Source organism: Peribacillus sp. V2I11 (genome assembly GCF_030817135.1).
Taxonomy (GTDB): Bacteria; Bacillota; Bacilli; order Bacillales; family DSM-1321; genus Peribacillus; species Peribacillus simplex.
The window spans coordinates 2,689,705-2,706,497 of sequence record NZ_JAUSYW010000001.1; the positions used below are offsets into that span (position 1 = coordinate 2,689,705).

General features: G+C 42.5%; 16 protein-coding genes and 1 other RNA gene. 11 read left to right on the forward strand and 6 right to left on the reverse strand.

What is annotated here, in order from left to right; translation table 11 throughout:
* Positions 1-6: 6 nt before the first annotated feature.
* Positions 7-1,302 carry a phosphopyruvate hydratase gene (gene eno, locus QFZ73_RS12945; protein WP_098371542.1) on the forward strand — a complete coding sequence of 432 codons (1,296 nt, stop codon included), beginning with the start codon at positions 7-9 and terminating at the stop codon, positions 1,300-1,302.
* A 232-nt stretch (positions 1,303-1,534) separates the two neighbouring features.
* On the opposite strand, the gene QFZ73_RS12950 is transcribed toward eno, so the two are convergent.
* Together QFZ73_RS12950 and QFZ73_RS12955 are read right to left on the reverse strand one after the other, a co-directional pair.
* Positions 1,535-2,359: a M15 family metallopeptidase gene (locus QFZ73_RS12950; protein ID WP_307266632.1), complete on the reverse strand. Its 825-nt coding sequence runs from the start codon at positions 2,357-2,359 to the stop codon at positions 1,535-1,537.
* Between the two features lie 57 nt (positions 2,360-2,416).
* The gene (locus QFZ73_RS12955) at positions 2,417-2,959 is read right to left on the reverse strand and encodes a hypothetical protein (protein ID WP_251426682.1); all 543 of its coding nucleotides are present in this window, start codon (positions 2,957-2,959) and stop codon (positions 2,417-2,419) included.
* 176 nt (positions 2,960-3,135) lie between these two features.
* Here QFZ73_RS12955 and secG point away from each other — a divergent pair, with 176 nt between their 5' ends.
* The 6 genes from secG (at position 3,136) to QFZ73_RS12985 (ending at position 8,868) form a co-directional block, all read left to right on the forward strand.
* Positions 3,136-3,369 carry a preprotein translocase subunit SecG gene (gene secG, locus QFZ73_RS12960; protein WP_063233970.1) on the forward strand — a complete coding sequence of 78 codons (234 nt, stop codon included), beginning with the start codon at positions 3,136-3,138 and terminating at the stop codon, positions 3,367-3,369.
* 140 nt (positions 3,370-3,509) lie between these two features.
* The gene (locus tag QFZ73_RS12965) at positions 3,510-4,256 is read left to right on the forward strand and encodes an alpha/beta hydrolase (RefSeq protein ID WP_251426680.1); all 747 of its coding nucleotides are present in this window, start codon (positions 3,510-3,512) and stop codon (positions 4,254-4,256) included.
* Positions 4,257-4,289: 33 nt separating this feature from the next.
* The gene (rnr, locus tag QFZ73_RS12970; protein WP_307266637.1) at positions 4,290-6,647 is read left to right on the forward strand and encodes a ribonuclease R; all 2,358 of its coding nucleotides are present in this window, start codon (positions 4,290-4,292) and stop codon (positions 6,645-6,647) included.
* A gap of 67 nt (positions 6,648-6,714) precedes the next feature.
* Positions 6,715-7,182 carry an SsrA-binding protein SmpB gene (gene smpB / locus QFZ73_RS12975; protein ID WP_034310006.1) on the forward strand — a complete coding sequence of 156 codons (468 nt, stop codon included), beginning with the start codon at positions 6,715-6,717 and terminating at the stop codon, positions 7,180-7,182.
* 124 nt (positions 7,183-7,306) lie between these two features.
* Positions 7,307-7,668: a transfer-messenger RNA gene (ssrA, locus tag QFZ73_RS12980) on the forward strand.
* A 231-nt stretch (positions 7,669-7,899) separates the two neighbouring features.
* Positions 7,900-8,868, forward strand: a complete 969-nt coding sequence (locus QFZ73_RS12985; RefSeq protein ID WP_307266641.1) for a nuclease-related domain-containing protein — start codon at positions 7,900-7,902, stop codon at positions 8,866-8,868.
* Between the two features lie 7 nt (positions 8,869-8,875).
* Here the strand turns inward: QFZ73_RS12985 and QFZ73_RS12990 are convergent, their stop codons facing one another.
* The 4 genes from QFZ73_RS12990 to fdhF form a co-directional block, all read right to left on the reverse strand.
* Positions 8,876-9,025 carry a hypothetical protein gene (locus QFZ73_RS12990; protein WP_307266643.1) on the reverse strand — a complete coding sequence of 50 codons (150 nt, stop codon included), beginning with the start codon at positions 9,023-9,025 and terminating at the stop codon, positions 8,876-8,878.
* Between the two features lie 47 nt (positions 9,026-9,072).
* A complete protein-coding gene (locus QFZ73_RS12995; protein ID WP_307266645.1) occupies positions 9,073-9,279 on the reverse strand; it encodes a hypothetical protein in 207 nt (68 codons plus the stop codon).
* 293 nt (positions 9,280-9,572) lie between these two features.
* A complete protein-coding gene (locus QFZ73_RS13000) occupies positions 9,573-10,049 on the reverse strand; it encodes a helical membrane plugin domain-containing protein (protein ID WP_307266647.1) in 477 nt (158 codons plus the stop codon).
* Positions 10,050-10,067: 18 nt separating this feature from the next.
* Positions 10,068-13,007 (reverse strand): formate dehydrogenase subunit alpha, encoded by a 2,940-nt coding sequence (gene fdhF, locus QFZ73_RS13005; RefSeq protein ID WP_307266649.1) that lies wholly within the window; start codon positions 13,005-13,007, stop codon positions 10,068-10,070.
* Between the two features lie 332 nt (positions 13,008-13,339).
* Here fdhF and QFZ73_RS13010 point away from each other — a divergent pair, with 332 nt between their 5' ends.
* The 4 genes from QFZ73_RS13010 (at position 13,340) to QFZ73_RS13025 (ending at position 16,656) form a co-directional block, all read left to right on the forward strand.
* Complete coding sequence (locus QFZ73_RS13010) at positions 13,340-13,702, forward strand: Na-translocating system protein MpsC family protein (protein WP_063234138.1); 363 nt, start codon at positions 13,340-13,342, stop codon at positions 13,700-13,702.
* 69 nt (positions 13,703-13,771) lie between these two features.
* Positions 13,772-14,554, forward strand: a complete 783-nt coding sequence (fdhD, locus tag QFZ73_RS13015) for a formate dehydrogenase accessory sulfurtransferase FdhD (protein ID WP_373459007.1) — start codon at positions 13,772-13,774, stop codon at positions 14,552-14,554.
* 148 nt (positions 14,555-14,702) lie between these two features.
* Positions 14,703-15,575, forward strand: coding sequence for a LysR family transcriptional regulator (locus QFZ73_RS13020; RefSeq protein WP_307266654.1), 873 nt, complete (start codon positions 14,703-14,705; stop codon positions 15,573-15,575).
* A gap of 154 nt (positions 15,576-15,729) precedes the next feature.
* The gene (locus QFZ73_RS13025; protein ID WP_307266656.1) at positions 15,730-16,656 is read left to right on the forward strand and encodes an AEC family transporter; all 927 of its coding nucleotides are present in this window, start codon (positions 15,730-15,732) and stop codon (positions 16,654-16,656) included.
* Positions 16,657-16,793 lie beyond the last annotated feature (137 nt).

Below are 16,793 nucleotides of genomic sequence, written 5' to 3' on the forward strand. Positions count from 1 at the left end.
TTTATAATGCCGTATATCGAACATGTATATGCACGCGAAGTGCTAGATTCACGTGGTAATCCAACAATAGAAGTAGAAATCCAAACAGAGTCCGGATACTTCGGACGTGCAATCGTACCATCAGGTGCTTCAACAGGAGAACACGAAGCTGTTGAGCTTCGTGACGGAGATAAATCTCGCTACCTGGGTAAAGGGGTACAAAAAGCAGTCGATAATGTAAATGATATCATTGCTGAAGCTGTCATCGGTTTGGATGTAACGAACCAAGCAGGCCTTGACCTTACAATGATTGAATTGGATGGCACTGAAAACAAAGGAAACTTGGGAGCTAATGCAATCCTTGGCGTATCAATGGCTGCTGCCCATGCTGCTGCGGAATTTTCAGGTTTACCATTGTATCGTTACCTTGGAGGGTTCAATGCGAAACAACTTCCAACTCCAATGATGAACATCATTAACGGCGGATCACATGCCGATAACAATGTTGACTTCCAGGAATTCATGATCCTTCCTGTAGGCGCTCCTAGCTTCAAAGAAGCAGTTCGTATGGGTGCTGAAGTATTCCATGCATTGAAATCTGTCCTTTCTGCCAAAGGCTTGAATACGGCAGTCGGCGATGAAGGCGGCTTTGCGCCAAATCTTGGTTCAAACCGAGAAGCACTGCAAGTCATCATCGAGGCAATTGAAAAAGCTGGCTACAAAGCTGGCGAAGATATCTACCTTGGCATGGATGTAGCTTCATCTGAATTCTATAACAAAGAAACTGGCAAATATGATCTTGCAGGCGAAGGCCGCAATGGTGTTACATCCGAAGAAATGGTTGCTTTCTATGAAGAGCTAGTGAATGAATTCCCTATTCTATCCATCGAAGATGGCCTGGATGAAAATGACTGGGAAGGCCACAAACTTTTAACGGAACGCATCGGTTCTAAAGTTCAACTTGTTGGTGACGATCTTTTCGTGACGAACACGAAAAAATTGGCTGAAGGCATCGAAAAAGGCATCGGTAACTCCATCCTGATCAAAGTGAACCAAATTGGTACACTGACTGAAACGTTTGATGCAATCGAAATGGCTAAACGCGCAGGCTACACTGCAGTCGTTTCCCACCGTTCCGGTGAAACGGAAGATGCAACGATCGCTGATATCGCCGTTGCAACAAACGCAGGACAAATCAAAACGGGTTCAATGTCCCGTACAGACCGTATCGCTAAATACAACCAGCTTCTTCGCATCGAAGACCAGCTTGGTGACTTGGCTGTATATGGCGGCTTGAAATCTTTCTATAACTTGAAGAAGTAATCATTTTGGATTCCGCTTCTGACGGGAAGATGGATTCTGCATAGTAATTTCTTTTCCCCTCCCATTCAATGTGCAATCCACATTGAATGGGAGTTTTTTTATGCTTATAAAGTCAGCGGGAATTCGTCCGGTCAATTTTCCGAGTTTGGTTCAGGGCTGATAAATGGTATTAATCAAACGTTTGATTAATACCGTTTCATAAAAAAAGGTGCCGCATCCGGGCACCTTTTTTTTATTTATTCGACACAGCTTCAACTGGTACGGCATTATAGTATTCTTCTAATGTACTCTTCGTTTCAAAAATTTCAGTTGCAGCATCAACACCGACATAGCGGATGTGCCATGGTTCGTATTTATAGCCTGTGATGTTTTCCTTTCCTTCCGGGTAGCGGATGATAAATCCGTATTCATGGGCGTGCTCAGCAAGCCAGGCCGCTTCATTCGTGTCACCGAAGCAGTCCTGGGCGGCACATGCACCGTCATGGGTCGTGACGTCAATCGCTAGACCCGTTTCATGCTCGCTTGTCCCAGGCATTGCACTGTAGGTTTTCGCTTTTTCTTCCCCGTCCTTAGCCACATAGTTGTTAAAGACGGCGATTTGCGTTTGATGTGAACGGTAAGCGGAAACACCGGCAAAGTGCATGTTTTCGTTTTCGGCAGCTTGGAACATCTCTTCAAGCGCTTCTCCCGCTTCTTTTCGCATCATTCTTTTTTCAATTTCATCTTGAAAGATGAAATCCACTTTTGGATAGATAAGGTCATCAGGTTTGTAATCTTCCGGCAGGCTGTATTGTTTATTGACAAGTACAGGTATGCTTTCCGGGTTGGCTAACGTCTGAAGGCCAGCCTGTGCGGGTTCAGCCGTTTCATCAACTTCCACCTGGCGTTGGGCCGTTTCTTTTGAATCATCATTCTTATCAGTTTCTGTCTCCGTATCCTGGGAGCTCGGCTGTTCTTCTTTTGGCTCTTTTTTATCCTCGTTTGATTGGTCGAATGAGCATCCGGACAATATAATGAAAGATGATAGAGCAGATGCTGCAAATATAGGTTTTAACATATTTTAATGGCCCCTTGCTTTTAATATAAGATTTCCAATAAAAGTAGTTTTGAAAAATTATCGTGATAAGTAATCCCTTGTTAATTCACTTTGATATTTATCAAGAAATAAGCCAATCCAGACGACCATCAACAAAAAAGGATAATCATTACGGACAGCGGTTTCCACGACGGGATCAGACCAAAAGTTCGAAAGGAAACCTGACGACATCCTGATTGTCTCGAATGTGATAAGGGCGTGCAGCGATAACCAAAGAATCGTAAGAGTATTGGTCCCAAAACCAATGACCGCTGCTATGATGCTCAGCAAGGCGGCTGCTGCCCCGATCAGGAGGACATTGAAGCTGGATTGGAAAAAGTCGGTACCGCTATTGGAAAGTCCATTATAAATAATAGCAGTAAAATAAACGGTTGTCGTGATATATGCAGCAAATAATAGGTATCGATTTCCGTGATACTTTGCCAGCAGCAATAAAAGCGGTGATAGGATGATTAATAGGACACTGATAAGATTGCTTCCGCCTGTCCATAAAGAATAGCCGGCAACCGCCGAGAATAGGATGGTCAGGAGATCAAGAATCCGAAGTATGGACTTAAACATGTTGACACCTCTTTCTCTATTTATCCAAATTATCTCAAACTTTGTTTCAAAAAGAAATAAATGACTATGGATTTTTAGGAATTCTTACCATCATAGTATAACAAAGATTGTGGATATTTATTGGGTGTGGTAAAGTTAAAGTAATTGTTTATTGGTTCTTCAGGAGGTGTAATTGCATGCATGCATTTCTCATAACGCTTTTAGTGATTGTCAGTATCGCCCTCATTGTGACGGTATTGCTTCAATCAGGTAAGAGTGCTGGTTTATCGGGTGCGATTGCCGGTGGTGCTGAGCAGCTATTCGGAAAGCAAAAGGCACGCGGTTTGGACCTGGTTTTACATCGTGCAACGATAGTATTGGCGATTTTATTCTTTGCTTTAACTTTACTTGTTGCATTCTTTGATGTGTAATGGATCAAAAATGAGTCTAGCTAAATAGCTAGGCTTTTTTCTTTGCACAATAGTTGCATGAATAGATATAGTGATTTTAGTACTTAATTATAGGATAGGGATTTTTTTAATTCTATTTAGTGATAAAGGAGTTTAAAGTCATGAAAATCAAGCTGCAGCAGCCCTTTACTTTTGAAGGAGGAAAAAGAGCTGTCTTACTTTTACATGGATTTACGGGGAATTCAGCGGATGTGCGGATGCTGGGCCGTTATTTGGAGAAACAGGGATACACCTGCCATGCCCCGCACTATAAAGGACATGGCGTTCCGCCAGAAGAGCTGGTGAAAACGGGTCCTGAAGATTGGTGGAAAGATGTCATGATGGCATACGATTTTCTGAAAAGCAAAGGCCATGAAGAAATTGCTGTTGCCGGACTCTCATTAGGAGGCGTATTTTCTCTCAAATTAGGTTACACTGTACCTATAAAGGGTATCGTATCAATGTGTGCGCCTATGTATATCAAAAGTGAAGAAATGATGTTTAAAGGAGTATTGGAGTACGCCAGAGAATTTAAGAAGTATGAAGGAAAAACTCAAGAGCAAATAGAGCTTGAAATGGATCTCCTTGCCGATAAACCCATGAATACATTGAAAGCCCTTCAGGAATTGATAACGGATGTAAGAGAGCACGTCGACCTTATTTACGCGCCGACATTTGTCGTGCAGGGTCGGCATGATGATGTTATCAATCCAAAAAGTGCCGACATTATCATTGATGCCATTGAATCACCGGTCAAAAAAGTCAAGTGGTATGAAGAATCCGGTCATGTCATAACTCTTGATAAAGAAAAAAACCAGTTGCATGAAGATGTATTGGAATTTTTAGAAAGTCTGGATTGGTCCGAATAACAAATTAATCATACCCTGAATAGGAGGGTTTTCATGGAAGATAACATTCAAGAACATATTAATAAGCTTCTGACATATATGACGGATGAAGCGTATAAGCCGTTAACGGTACAAGAACTGGAAGAGGCTTTGAAAATCGAAGACTCGGCAGATTTCAAGAATTTCGTTAAGGCTTTAGTAAAGATGGAAGAAAAGGGATTGGTGGTCAGAACGAGGAGCAATCGTTACGGCCTGCCGCAAAAAATGAATTTGTTTCGCGGTAAATTAACGGGACATGCAAAGGGATTCGCTTTTGTGACGCCTGAAGATAACCCAGGAATGGATGATATTTTCATTCCGCCAAATGAAACGGGCACAGCGATGCATGGAGATGTCGTCATGGTACGGGTATCTTCGGAAACATCTGGCTCTAGGCAAGAAGGCACGGTCATCAGAATACTTGAACGCGGAATTACTCAAGTGGTCGGTACATACTCCGAAAGTAAAAGTTTTGGTTTCGTCATCCCTGATGATAAAAAGATTGCAAACGATATCTTCATTCCACAGAATGCTTCACATGGAGCCGTAGAGGGCCATAAGGTTGTCGTCAAGCTTACTTCTTATCCTGAAGGACGCGTAAGTGCTGAAGGCGAAGTCATTGAGATTCTTGGGCATAAAAATGACCCTGGTGTAGATATTCTTTCAGTGATCCATAAATATGGTTTGCCGATGGAGTTCCCGGATGACGTAATGGAGCAAGCCAATGCCGTTTCGGATACCATTCAAGAAAGTGAAATTGGCAATCGCAGGGATTTGCGCAATGACGTTTTGGTCACGATTGATGGAGCGGATGCAAAGGACCTGGATGACGCGGTCACTGTTTCTAAACTTGAAAATGGCAATTACAAGCTGGGTGTTCATATTGCTGATGTCAGCCATTATGTGACGGAAGGCTCGCTAATCGATAAGGAAGCTTTGGAAAGGGGGACGAGCGTTTATTTGGTGGATAGGGTCATTCCAATGATTCCCCATCGTTTATCGAATGGCATTTGTTCCTTGAATCCACAAGTCGATCGTTTTACACTATCTTGTGAAATGGAAATCACGCCGGATGGCCAAGTCGTCAACCATGAGATTTTTGAAAGTGTCATTAAGACGACGGAACGTATGACATATGGCAATGTGAACAAAATCCTTGTGGATAAGGATGAAGAACAGCTTGAACGTTATGAAGCGCTGGTGCCGATGTTCCAGGACATGGAGAAGTTAGCGGCCATCCTTCGTAAAAACCGGATGAACCGCGGTGCGATCGATTTTGATTTCAATGAAGCGAAAGTTATCGTTGATGAAGAGGGCCATCCCACTGATGTTGTTTTACGTGAAAGGTCGGTTGCGGAAAAGCTGATTGAGGAGTTCATGCTTGCGGCCAATGAAACCGTTGCTGAGCACTTCCACCGTCTTAAGGTCCCGTTCATTTACCGTATTCATGAAGATCCCAAGCCGGAAAAACTGCAGCGTTTCTTCGAATTCATTACGAATTTCGGATATATTGTACGGGGATCGGCCAATGACGTTCATCCTAAGGCGTTACAGGAAATCATTGAGGCGGTTGCCGGCAAACCGGAAGAAACGGTCATATCCACCGTCATGCTTCGTTCCATGCAACAGGCGAAATATGATCCGGAGAGCTTAGGCCACTTTGGGTTATCAGCTGAATTTTATACACATTTCACATCGCCGATTCGCCGATACCCGGATTTAATCGTGCACAGGTTGATCAGGACTTACTTGGTGGAGGGTAAACTAGATGAAGCTACGAAGGAGAAATGGAATGCCATTTTACCTGAGATTGCCGATCATACATCGAAACGTGAACGTCGCTCAGTCGATGCTGAACGGGAAACGGATGATCTGAAGAAAGCGGAATATATGCTTGATAAAATCGGCGTAGAATATACCGGGATCATTGGTTCGGTAACGAATTTCGGGATGTTCGTAGAATTGCCGAATACCATTGAAGGACTTGTCCATGTCAGCTTCATGACGGATGATTATTACCGCTTCGATGAGCGTCAGCTTGCAATGATCGGGGAACGTACCGGTAATGTGTTCCGGATTGGCGATGAGATCGACGTCCGTGTTTCCAACGTCAATAAAGAGGAACGCGCCATCGATTTTGAAATTATCGGCATGAAGGTAAGCCGTCCGCGTCCATCTGGCGAGAAAAAGATATTCAAAGCCAATTCAGGTGAACGTAAACGTGGCCGAGGCGGCAATGCAGGACGTAACGAAGGAAAAGGCAGCGGCCGTAATGGAGAAAAGCCTTCTTCTGAGAGAAAACCGAAAAAGAAGAAAAAATTCTTTGAAAATGCGCCAGCTGCCAAGCGCAAGAGAAAACCAAAAAAGAGATAAAGATTGAGGCGGGGGGATGATCATTTCATCCTCTCGCCGCGATTGGATGTAAAAAGGGGAGAGTTAGATGCCAAAAGGCTCAGGTAAACAACTAGCACAAAATAAAAAAGCTTATCATGATTTCTTTATTGAACAAACGTTTGAAGCGGGTATCGTTTTGAAAGGGACCGAAATCAAAGCAATCCGGGCGGCCCGAGTGAATTTGAAGGATGCCTTTGCTAAAATAGAAAATGGTGAAGTGTATCTCCATAATATGCATGTCAGCCCTTATGAGCAGGGAAACCAGTTTAACCATGACCCTTTGCGGACACGGAAGCTTCTTTTGCATAAGAAAGAAATCAGTAAACTGATCGGTGAAACAAAAGTAACAGGTTACACCATCGTCCCGTTGAAAATGTATTTAAAGAATGGCTTTGCCAAAGTTTTAATCGGACTTGGAAAAGGGAAGAAACAATATGACAAGCGTGATGACCTGAAGAAGAAGGAAGCGAAGCGTGATATTGAACGTGCTTTCCGTGATCGTCAGAAGATGTAGAACTGCCAAGACCTTACAATTGATTTTTTGAACCAATCTGTTATAATTAATCCTGTACCGATGACAATTGAATATCAGCCAACTTGCTGACTATTTCTTCTCTCGTACGCTCCATTTCTATCATGGGGACGTTACGGATTCGACAGGGATAGTTCGAGCTTAAGTTGCGAGTCGAGGGGATCGGCCTCGTTAAAACGTCAACGCCTATAACTGGCAAACAAAACAACAACCTAGCTTTCGCTGCTTAATAACAGTCGATAGCTGTTCCTCCCTCCATGGCCCACGTGGTAGGGTAAGGGACTCACTCTAAGTGGGATACGCCGGAATCCACCGTCTGAGGATGAAGGAAGAGACCAATCAGACTAGCTGCTCTGCCGCCTGTCGATAGGCTAATGAGTTCGCGAAATGCGAATATATCGACTACACTCGTAGAAGCTTAAGTGCCGTTATGTCTGGACGTGGGTTCGACTCCCACCGTCTCCACCAATACATATATTGGTGGTTTTTTATTTGTTTTTTTTCAATTAATTCGTTTTTGTCGAAAAATCGATAAATCGAATAATTCACAGATATATCAGGAGTTTTCGATGATATATCTTTATTTTCGAAGATATATTTCCCGCTTTTGCAGATGAATTATACAATCGCCATCATTTAAAGGAATATTCTCTACTGCTGTAGAATCCTTTGGGAGAAACCTAGATTGGAGCGATGAAATTGATTGTAAAAAAGCGAAAAGTTCCTCTTGCCATACGTAAATTACGTGCATTAGCGTGCAGGTTACCTCCGAATCACCCTAAAATCCCCGTAATCATGAACGATCTCAAAAAAAGGGAAGCGGGCTATAAAGGAGAATGTTCCATTGATTTTCCATTAAGCTTTCTTGAACCGGAAAGCTATTTCATCTTCCACGATTTAAGGCTGCAGGATCAATCAAGATTTTTTCAATTGGATACCTTATTAGTCTCCAAAAAATATGCGCTTATCATTGAAGTGAAGAACATTGCAGGGGCAATCTATTTTGATCCGCATTTCAATCAGCTCATTCGAACGATAGAAGGAAAAGAGACGGCATTTCCAGATCCCATCATACAAGTCAGCCGCCAGGAATCACAGTTGACGAATTGGTTCTTGAAAAACGGTTTTCGCTCACTGCCCATCCTCTCATTAATAGTCATCAGTAATCCCCAAACAATCATCCGTACAGCTCCTGAAAACCATAAACTCCACTATAAAGTCATCCATCGCGATGCACTTCCATCTAAAATTAAGCAAATGGAAGATTCCATAACAGACTCCAGTTTAAGTGAAAAAGATTTGAAGAAAGCAGTTCGCCTAAAGAATAAACACCATATCGATGCGGACTTTTCCATCCTGGAACGATACAATCTTACCGATAAGGACCTAATAAAAGGAGTGATATGCGAGAGTTGCAAGGAAAATCAGTTATTTAGAAGACATGGCACATGGCTTTGCCCTCAATGCCTACAATCCAGTAAAACTGCACATATCCAGGCTTTACGAGATTATTTTTATCTAATTGGCTCGAATATAACGAATCGGCAGTTGAGGGATTCTTTATGCGTTTCCTCTGCATCCAGTGCAACGAGAATCTTACAGTCCTTGAATCTGACAAGCCGTGGTGTGAATAAGGGGAAGGTGTACAGCCTTTATTTTGATGAATGACCTTAAATTATTTCTCTATATCTACATCAACATTTTGAAAATCCTCCAAAATAATATCTATTACTGGGAAAACTCCATCAGCTTGATAAGCTAATAAGATTTTTTTTACTGAGGCAATATGTAATTCTTCAATATCCATATTTTTTATATCCGCCATTTTTTTCTCATATCTTCCTTTGAGGGATAATTTTTTGTGCCGTAAACCTACATGAAAATTCTATCTAACTCACTAACCTCTTGCTCTGTAAAGCCATGTGATAATAACTCATAATACCTGGACTTTAAATTCGGGGCCATACTATCATGTAATTTAAAAAATGCATGCTTCAATAAAAACAATTCATATTCTAATTCCTTAATTTTTTCTTCTTGATTCATTAAATCATCCACTCCAATGCTAATCTTATCCAATACGCTACACTTTCAGCAGTTGTTCGTTTTACTTTTGCAGCAACTAAGCCATTACGAGCCATTACGAACTTGATCTTGTACTGTTTTCCAAGCTAATGATTCATATAAATTTACTTTTATTTTAAAAAATATAAAATATTAGGTTTTAATACCTATTTTTAACGAAAAAACATGCCTAGTATAATAGTTGTAGGTATTAATAAAATAAGAAGGTCTTCTCTTTTTAGACAAGTTCGTCTTACAAGATAGAAAAAGGACTCAAAAGATGCTTCTCTTGAGTCTTTGTCCTGATTCTATTCTTTTAGTTCCTTGCCCATTCCCTTTAGGAAGTGGACGCCAAAACCGATCGCCCGGTTTATGTCTGGATCATTCAATGTTTTCATTAAATCCATTACACCGATCTTCTTATCGGTCTGAAGGAATTTGTTTCCTTCATCGATTCCTGCAAGTGCACTGTTAAGCAGTTTCGTGGATTGTGCGGCATCGGCGTTCATCAAGGCTCCTGTTGCCCCCATGAGGGTATTGATCAGGTTTGTGACAGGTTGCCTAGTGATTTGTTGAAGAGCGATTTTCGCAATTTGTTCTTTTCCTTGAAGCATGGAGGTCGCGGCTTCAAATACTCCCGAATCATTCAGTTCATTGACGATTTTAAACATATTGTTCAATGCATCTTCATTATCGGTGATCAGCGTTTTCAGTTCTTCTAGTTTTTGTAGCTTCATTTCTTCCTCAGTAATGGGATTATGGATTTCCGTAATAGGAGCTGCCATGATCTTCACCCTCCCTGTTTATTTATCCGTTAAGTGAACATACCCTGGACGGGCCCACTTACGTTCAACCTCGACACCATTTTGAGGATGACGTTTTTTGTTCCGTGGATTGGTACCCGGTAATGGGATGTCTCCGCTTGCGCTTAATACTTCCATGCGGACCATCGTCTGTTTATAAGCAGGCGTGCTTGTGCGTTGATCATAGATAGGACCAGTCAGGAAGTTAATGGCAGAGTCTTTATCGACGGAGTTCATCGGTAAAAATAGCTCATTATTTTTAACACGGTCTGTGATCAGGGCTTTTAATTTAACGGCCCCGAATGGAGACACTAAGCGAACGAGTCCGCCATCATTGACTTTACGTTCTTTTGCAAGTTCTGGTGAAACCTCAACGAAAATATCAGGTACTTTCGATTGGATTCCATTGGATTTGTTCGTCATATTGCCTTCATGGAAATGCTCCAGCATGCGTCCATTATTGATATGAAGGTCATATTCTTCTGGGAATTTATGAGGTTCTACCCAGTCAGCCAGTGCAAATCGTGCTTTCTTATCAGGGAAGTTGAAGCCATCCACATATAGAAGCGGCGTGTTTGATCCATCATGGCTTCCCCACAGGAAGCTGTTCCATCCTTCCAGCACATCGTAATTCGCTTGGCTGAATATCGGTGACAGGCTTGCCATTTCATCATAGATTTCACTAGGGTGAGTGTAGTTCCAATTTGCACCTAAGCGGTTGGCGATCTCTTGAGTGATTTCCCAGTCCGCTTTAGAATCTCCCATAGTGGGAAGGGCTTTATATAAACGCTGTACACGGCGCTCCGTATTGGTGAACGTTCCGTCTTTTTCAAGAGATGGAGCTCCGGGCAATACCACGTCGGCATATTGGGCTGTCCTTGAAAGGAAAATATCCTGGACAACAAAGAAATCCAATCCGGATAACACTTTATCTACATGGTTTGCATCCGCATCAACAAGTGCCATATCTTCACCTACAAGATACATGGCCTTCATGTCGCCTTTTTCTATCGCTTTAAGCATTTCAATATTGTTCAAGCCTGGTTTGCCATCGATTTTCACTCCATAAGCCTTTTCGAATTTAGTACGTGCCACGTCATCGGTAACATGCTGATATCCCGGAAGCCATGTTGGCAGGGTGCCCATATCGCAAGCGCCCTGTACATTGTTATGGCCGCGAAGCGGATAAGCTCCCGCTCCTGGGCGGCGGTAGTTACCTGTGGCTAATAGCAGGTTGGAAATTGCAGCCGAAGTATCGGAAGCACCGGTGTTTTGTGTAACGCCCATTCCCCAGAGAATGCATGTTCCGTCTGCATCGCGAATGGTTTCGGCTATTTGGATCAATGTTCCTTTTGAAATACCTGTGTGTGTTTCTGCATATTCCAGGGTATATTTTTCAAGTACTTCTTTATAATCGTCGAAGAAGTTAACGTTGTCATTGATGAATTCTTGATCATGCCAGCCTTGGTCGATCATATATTTTGTAACCGCCATTAACCAAACTTGGTCTGTTCCTTGTTTTGGACTGATATGGATGTCGGAACGCTCGGCCATTTCGTTTTTGCGAATGTCAGCTACGATCAGTTTTTGTCCGTGAAGCTTGTGTGCCCGTTTAACGCGTGTTGCCAGTACGGGATGTCCTTCTGCCGGGTTAGCCCCAACGATGATGACAAGACCTGCTGCGGCGATATCTTTGATCGTACCAGCATCTCCGCCCATGCCGACTGTACGGAACAGTCCGTCTGTTGCTGGGGATTGACAGTAACGCGAGCAATTGTCGACGTTATTCGTTTTGAACATTTGCCGTGCCAGTTTTTGAATCACATAGTTTTCTTCATTCGTGATCTTGGATGAGGAAATGAAGCCTACTGAATTTCCGCCGTATTGTTGTTTGATCGAACCGAGTCTGGATGCGACCAAATCAAGTGCTTCATCCCAGCTTGATTCAACGAATCTTCCATTTTTCCGAATCAGGGGCTTTGTCAAACGTTTTTCCGAGTTTACGAAGTCCCAACCGAATTTTCCCTTCACACATGTGGAAATCGCATTGACGGGTGCTTCATGAGTAGGTTGGACTTTAAGGATTTTACGGCCTTTTGTCCAGACTTCGAATGTGCATCCTACCCCACAGAACGTACAGACCGTTTTTGTCTTCTTCGTCCGTGTATCACGCATTGCCGCTTCAATCTCCGAAATGGCAAAAATTCCGCTGTATCCAGGTTCCACTTCTTTGACAAGGTCAATCATTGGTTCAAGCATATCGTTTTTCAAACCTGACATGAAGCCAGCTTCACCCAGCATCGATTTTTCCATTAATGCATTACATGGACAAATGGTTACACACTGTCCGCAGCCTACACAGGATGAGTCATTGATTTCCGTTCCTTCATCCCAGATTACCCGAGGACGTTCTGCTTCCCAGTCGATGGACAGCGTCTCATTGACCTGAAGGTTTTGGCAGACTTCGACACATTGCCCGCATGCGATGCATTGATTGGCATCATAGCGGTAAAATGGATGGGACATATCGACGGCACCCAATTCCACTTTCGGTGTGTAAGGATATTTTTGATGTTCAATTTCCATTAATTCCGCTGTGTTATGCAGTTTGCAATTTCCGTTATTATTATCACATACAGTACAGTATAAAGAATGGTTTTCCAGGATCCGATCCATGGCTTCGGTTTGGGCTTCTTTTGCCTTGCTTGAGTCCAAGGCTATATCCATGCCGTTCACTGCTTTTGTTGAACATGATCGGACGAGTTTCCCATCAACTTCGACGATGCATGTGTCGCACGTTTGGATCGGATCCACTTCAGGAACAAAACAAATCTGTGGATGGGCCATCTCATTTTGGTTGATGACCTCCAGTATTGTCGCTCCTTCATTAGCGGTATAATCCTTCCCATTGATTTTGATGGTGATGTTTGAATCGCTCATTATATTTCCCCCTTTTATAGCCAAAAACACGCAAAAAACCACCATGATCACACCTCCGGCTCTGAACGGAAATGTAGGTCATGGTGGAATAGTTTAATAGCAAAGCTTGCCAATATACCAATCCATACCATAATGGATAATTTTAAAAAAGATAGGACACAACAGTACACTATTGTGCTCCCAACTTTCATCATTGATATTATACCTTTAATTATGAAAAGAAACAATCCTGGAAAGAGGTTATCATTCCCAAATTCCTTTCGTTTTTCTTCACTTTGATTTATGATAAGAAAATTGAGAACTTATTTTTCTTGAATTGGAGTGACGTAACGGTGTCAAAAGTTATCCATGAATTCAATGATATGATTCGTAAGCTGCGCAAGGAACTATTCGGTAAAGGACCAGAACGCATACACACGGTATTCGTGGAAAATATGGCCGTTTCTACGTTATATGGGAATTTGACTCCTACGGAAATGTTCATATCAAGATCAGAGGAAGGAAGGGATATGGTCCATTCAGCGCGAACCAAAATGGTTCAGGATGTGTATTCGGAGAGTCCTCCTGATGGAATGGAAGAACTGGTTGGAGCTAAACTGGTCCATTTGTTTTCAGACATCAAAATCAAAGAGAACATAGCGATTTCCGTATTTGTATTTGATAAGAATATAGCTGACAAACTCAACGGGCATTGACCATGTCCTTACATATTGGTCAATTGGCTCCTGGATATTAAAAGGAGTGGGAACATGAAAGCGATTGAAATGAAAAGGGACATCATCCGGATAACCAAAGGTAACATCGAGCGGACGGAGGATACGATCGTAACGGAGTATCCCGTTACTGTCAAAATAAATGGCCAGGAATTCGTCACGATGGTTTGTACACCTGAATACATCGAGGATATGGTGATTGGCTATTTGGCTTCGGAAGGCATCATCAAAAAATATGATGAGATAAAAGAAATCTGGGTCCAGGAAAAAGAAGGCTTTGTTCATGTGAAGACAGATAAAGTGAATCCCTACTTCCAGGACTTTCAAAATAAGCGGTATATTACATCATGCTGCGGAATGAGCAGACAAGGGTTCGTCTTTGTGAATGATGCATTGACTGCCAAGAAAATGGATAATGTTTCGGTGAGACTGACTCCTGATGACTGCTTTCGCTTGATGAAGGATTTACAAAATTCCGCTGTCACCTTCCAGAATACAGGCGGAGTCCACAATGCCGCATTATGTGATGTCGATGGCCTCGTATTAAGCAGGATGGATATCGGGCGGCATAACGCCTTGGACAAAATATACGGCCATTGCTTGAAAAATGGCATTTCGATAGAAGGGAAAGCTATCGTGTTCAGCGGCCGGATTTCATCAGAAATTCTCTTGAAAGTGGTGAAAATCGGCTGTGAACTGATACTCTCGAAATCTGCTCCAACCGAATTGGCTTTGGAGTTGGCTGAAGGATTGGGAATCACCACGGTCGGGTTCATTCGTAATGATTCACTGAATATCTACACATGCCCTGAAAGAATTCAATTGAATGACTGAGCGTCCTCCGCTTGAGAGATGCTTGTGGGAAAGTCCTTGCCGGCATGGCCTGGGCTTTTTTTGTACTTGTAAAAGGATATATCCAACAGGCCTTTTGTGGTACAGTTTGGATAAAACATTCAAGGAAAAGCGTATCGGGGGAAGGGTTATGAACGAACGGGATTGGCATATTTTAAAGGTGTTGCATGAAAACAAGAATATTACTAAAACGGCGCAAAGTTTATATATCTCGCAACCTTCTTTAACGAAACGGATTCAACAAATCGAGAAGGAATTCAATCTAAAGATCGTGGAGCGTGGTACAAGGGGAGTGCAGTTCACCCCTCAAGGGGAATATTTGGCAGTCTGTGCAGATGAGATGCTGATCAGGCTCCGGCAGATAAAAGAGACAGCATTCAATATGGGCCAGGAGATCAGTGGAACATTACGGCTTGGTGTTTCCAACTATATTACGCTGCATAAATTGCCGGGCCTGCTGAAAATATTTCGTGAGCGATATCCTAAAGTGGATTTCCATGTGACAACCGGATGGAGTAAAGAAGTGCTGAACCTCATTTATAAGGAGGAAGTGCATGTCGGGATCGTTCGGGGGGACTATCAATGGTCAGGATCAAGGCATCATCTTTTTGAGGAAACGATTTGTATTGCTTCCAAGGAAGAAATCGAAGCCCGGAACCTGCCGTTCTTGCCGAGGATCGATTATGGGACAGATGCTCTTTTGAAAACCATGATCGATAATTGGTGGAGAGACAATTTTTCTGGGCCTCCTTTGGTGGGGATGGAAGTGGATAAAGGTGATACATGCAAAGAAATGGTCAAGAATGGCCTGGGATATGGTATCCTTCCCAGTGTTTTATTGGAGAAAGACCAAAGTCTCCGTCAAATGGACCTTAAGGATAAGCATGGCAATCCCCTTATCAGGAATACGTGGATGTTATATCATGAAAAGTCACTGGAATTAAAACTGGTCAAGGAGTTTGTCGAATTTGTCAAAGACGTTGATTTCATGCGTGATATTTAAAAGGAAGCACAGAAACCTCTGTGCTTTTTTATCATTCCTTTTTTGAATGGTTAACGATAATTTATTGGTATTTTAATTATGGTTATCCCGGCATTATGATAGATGGGAGATGTAAATCATCAGGAATATGCCTAAGGAATGGAGAGGAAGTCAAGTGAGTGTCCTGTTACTGATCGTATTGAATGTCATTGTGCCGGTCTTTTTCCTTATAGGGGCTGGGGCCATTTTGCATCGTAAATTCAAGTTGGATATGAATACACTGTCTAAATTGAATCACTTCCTGCTCATGCCGGCCATTAGTTTTGTCAATATCTATCAAAGCAACATGGGTGGTGGGATGATCGTCCAGATATTCAGCTTCCTTGCTCTTCAAGCAGTAAGCCTCATCATCGTGAGTACAGTGGTAGCTAAACTAGCCAGGTTTGATCAAAGTCTTTCTGCCACGTTTAAAAATAGTGTAGTCTTGAATAACTCGGCTAATTTCGGGTTACCGGTCAGCCAGATGGTTTTTCATGGGAATCCCCTTGGCCTGTCGATCCAAGTCATCGTGATCATTTTTCAAAACCTGTTGACCTATACTTATGGATTGATGAATTCCGTTTCCGTCCATACAAAAAGTGCTAAGGGTGCCATTCGTGAGTTCTTGAAGAACCCCGTCATTTATGCTCTATTACTCGGTTTTCTATTACAGGCTGCTTCTTTCGAAATTCCTCTGTTCTTATGGACCCCGATTGATAATATCGCGAGTGCCTTCATAGCCATTGCATTGATTACATTGGGTGCACAGAGTGCCTATTTGAAAATAACGCATTTCCCGCTCCCGCTTATCCTTAGCTTGATTGGACGGTTAATACTTTCACCATCCATCGCATTCTTGATCATTCTCATGCTGGGCTTGGAAGGGACTGTCGCTCAGGGATTGTTTATCGCAAGCTCATTTCCAACATCAAGAAACAGCGCATTATTCGCTTTGGAATATGACAACCATCCGGAGTATGCGGCACAGGCGGTATTGATGTCGACTTTATTCAGCTGTATAACGGTAACGATGGTCGTATATCTATCAAAAATATTATTCTAGCAGGGCTGCTCTTAATGGGCGGGCCTTTTCCCCATGTCCGCCCATAAAACTTTATGAACAATATGGAAGTTATGGAATTTATGCATTTTAGTTGGGCAATCAAAGAAAACGAAGATATTTTTGTAGAATTAAGAAAA

Bases quoted from the DNA above. Each gene is read 5' to 3' on its own strand.
- eno (WP_098371542.1), top strand. From the start codon at position 7: ATGCCGTATATCGAACATGTATATGCACGCGAAGTGCTAGATTCACGT.
- QFZ73_RS12950 (WP_307266632.1), bottom strand. From the start codon at position 2,359: ATGTTAAAACCTATATTTGCAGCATCTGCTCTATCATCTTTCATTATA.
- QFZ73_RS12955 (WP_251426682.1), bottom strand. From the start codon at position 2,959: ATGTTTAAGTCCATACTTCGGATTCTTGATCTCCTGACCATCCTATTC.
- secG (WP_063233970.1), top strand. From the start codon at position 3,136: ATGCATGCATTTCTCATAACGCTTTTAGTGATTGTCAGTATCGCCCTC.
- QFZ73_RS12965 (WP_251426680.1), top strand. From the start codon at position 3,510: ATGAAAATCAAGCTGCAGCAGCCCTTTACTTTTGAAGGAGGAAAAAGA.
- rnr (WP_307266637.1), top strand. From the start codon at position 4,290: ATGGAAGATAACATTCAAGAACATATTAATAAGCTTCTGACATATATG.
- smpB (WP_034310006.1), top strand. From the start codon at position 6,715: ATGCCAAAAGGCTCAGGTAAACAACTAGCACAAAATAAAAAAGCTTAT.
- QFZ73_RS12990 (WP_307266643.1), bottom strand. From the start codon at position 9,025: ATGGCGGATATAAAAAATATGGATATTGAAGAATTACATATTGCCTCA.
- QFZ73_RS13000 (WP_307266647.1), bottom strand. From the start codon at position 10,049: ATGGCAGCTCCTATTACGGAAATCCATAATCCCATTACTGAGGAAGAA.
- fdhF (WP_307266649.1), bottom strand. From the start codon at position 13,007: ATGAGCGATTCAAACATCACCATCAAAATCAATGGGAAGGATTATACC.
- fdhD (WP_373459007.1), top strand. From the start codon at position 13,772: ATGAAAAGGGACATCATCCGGATAACCAAAGGTAACATCGAGCGGACG.
- QFZ73_RS13020 (WP_307266654.1), top strand. From the start codon at position 14,703: ATGAACGAACGGGATTGGCATATTTTAAAGGTGTTGCATGAAAACAAG.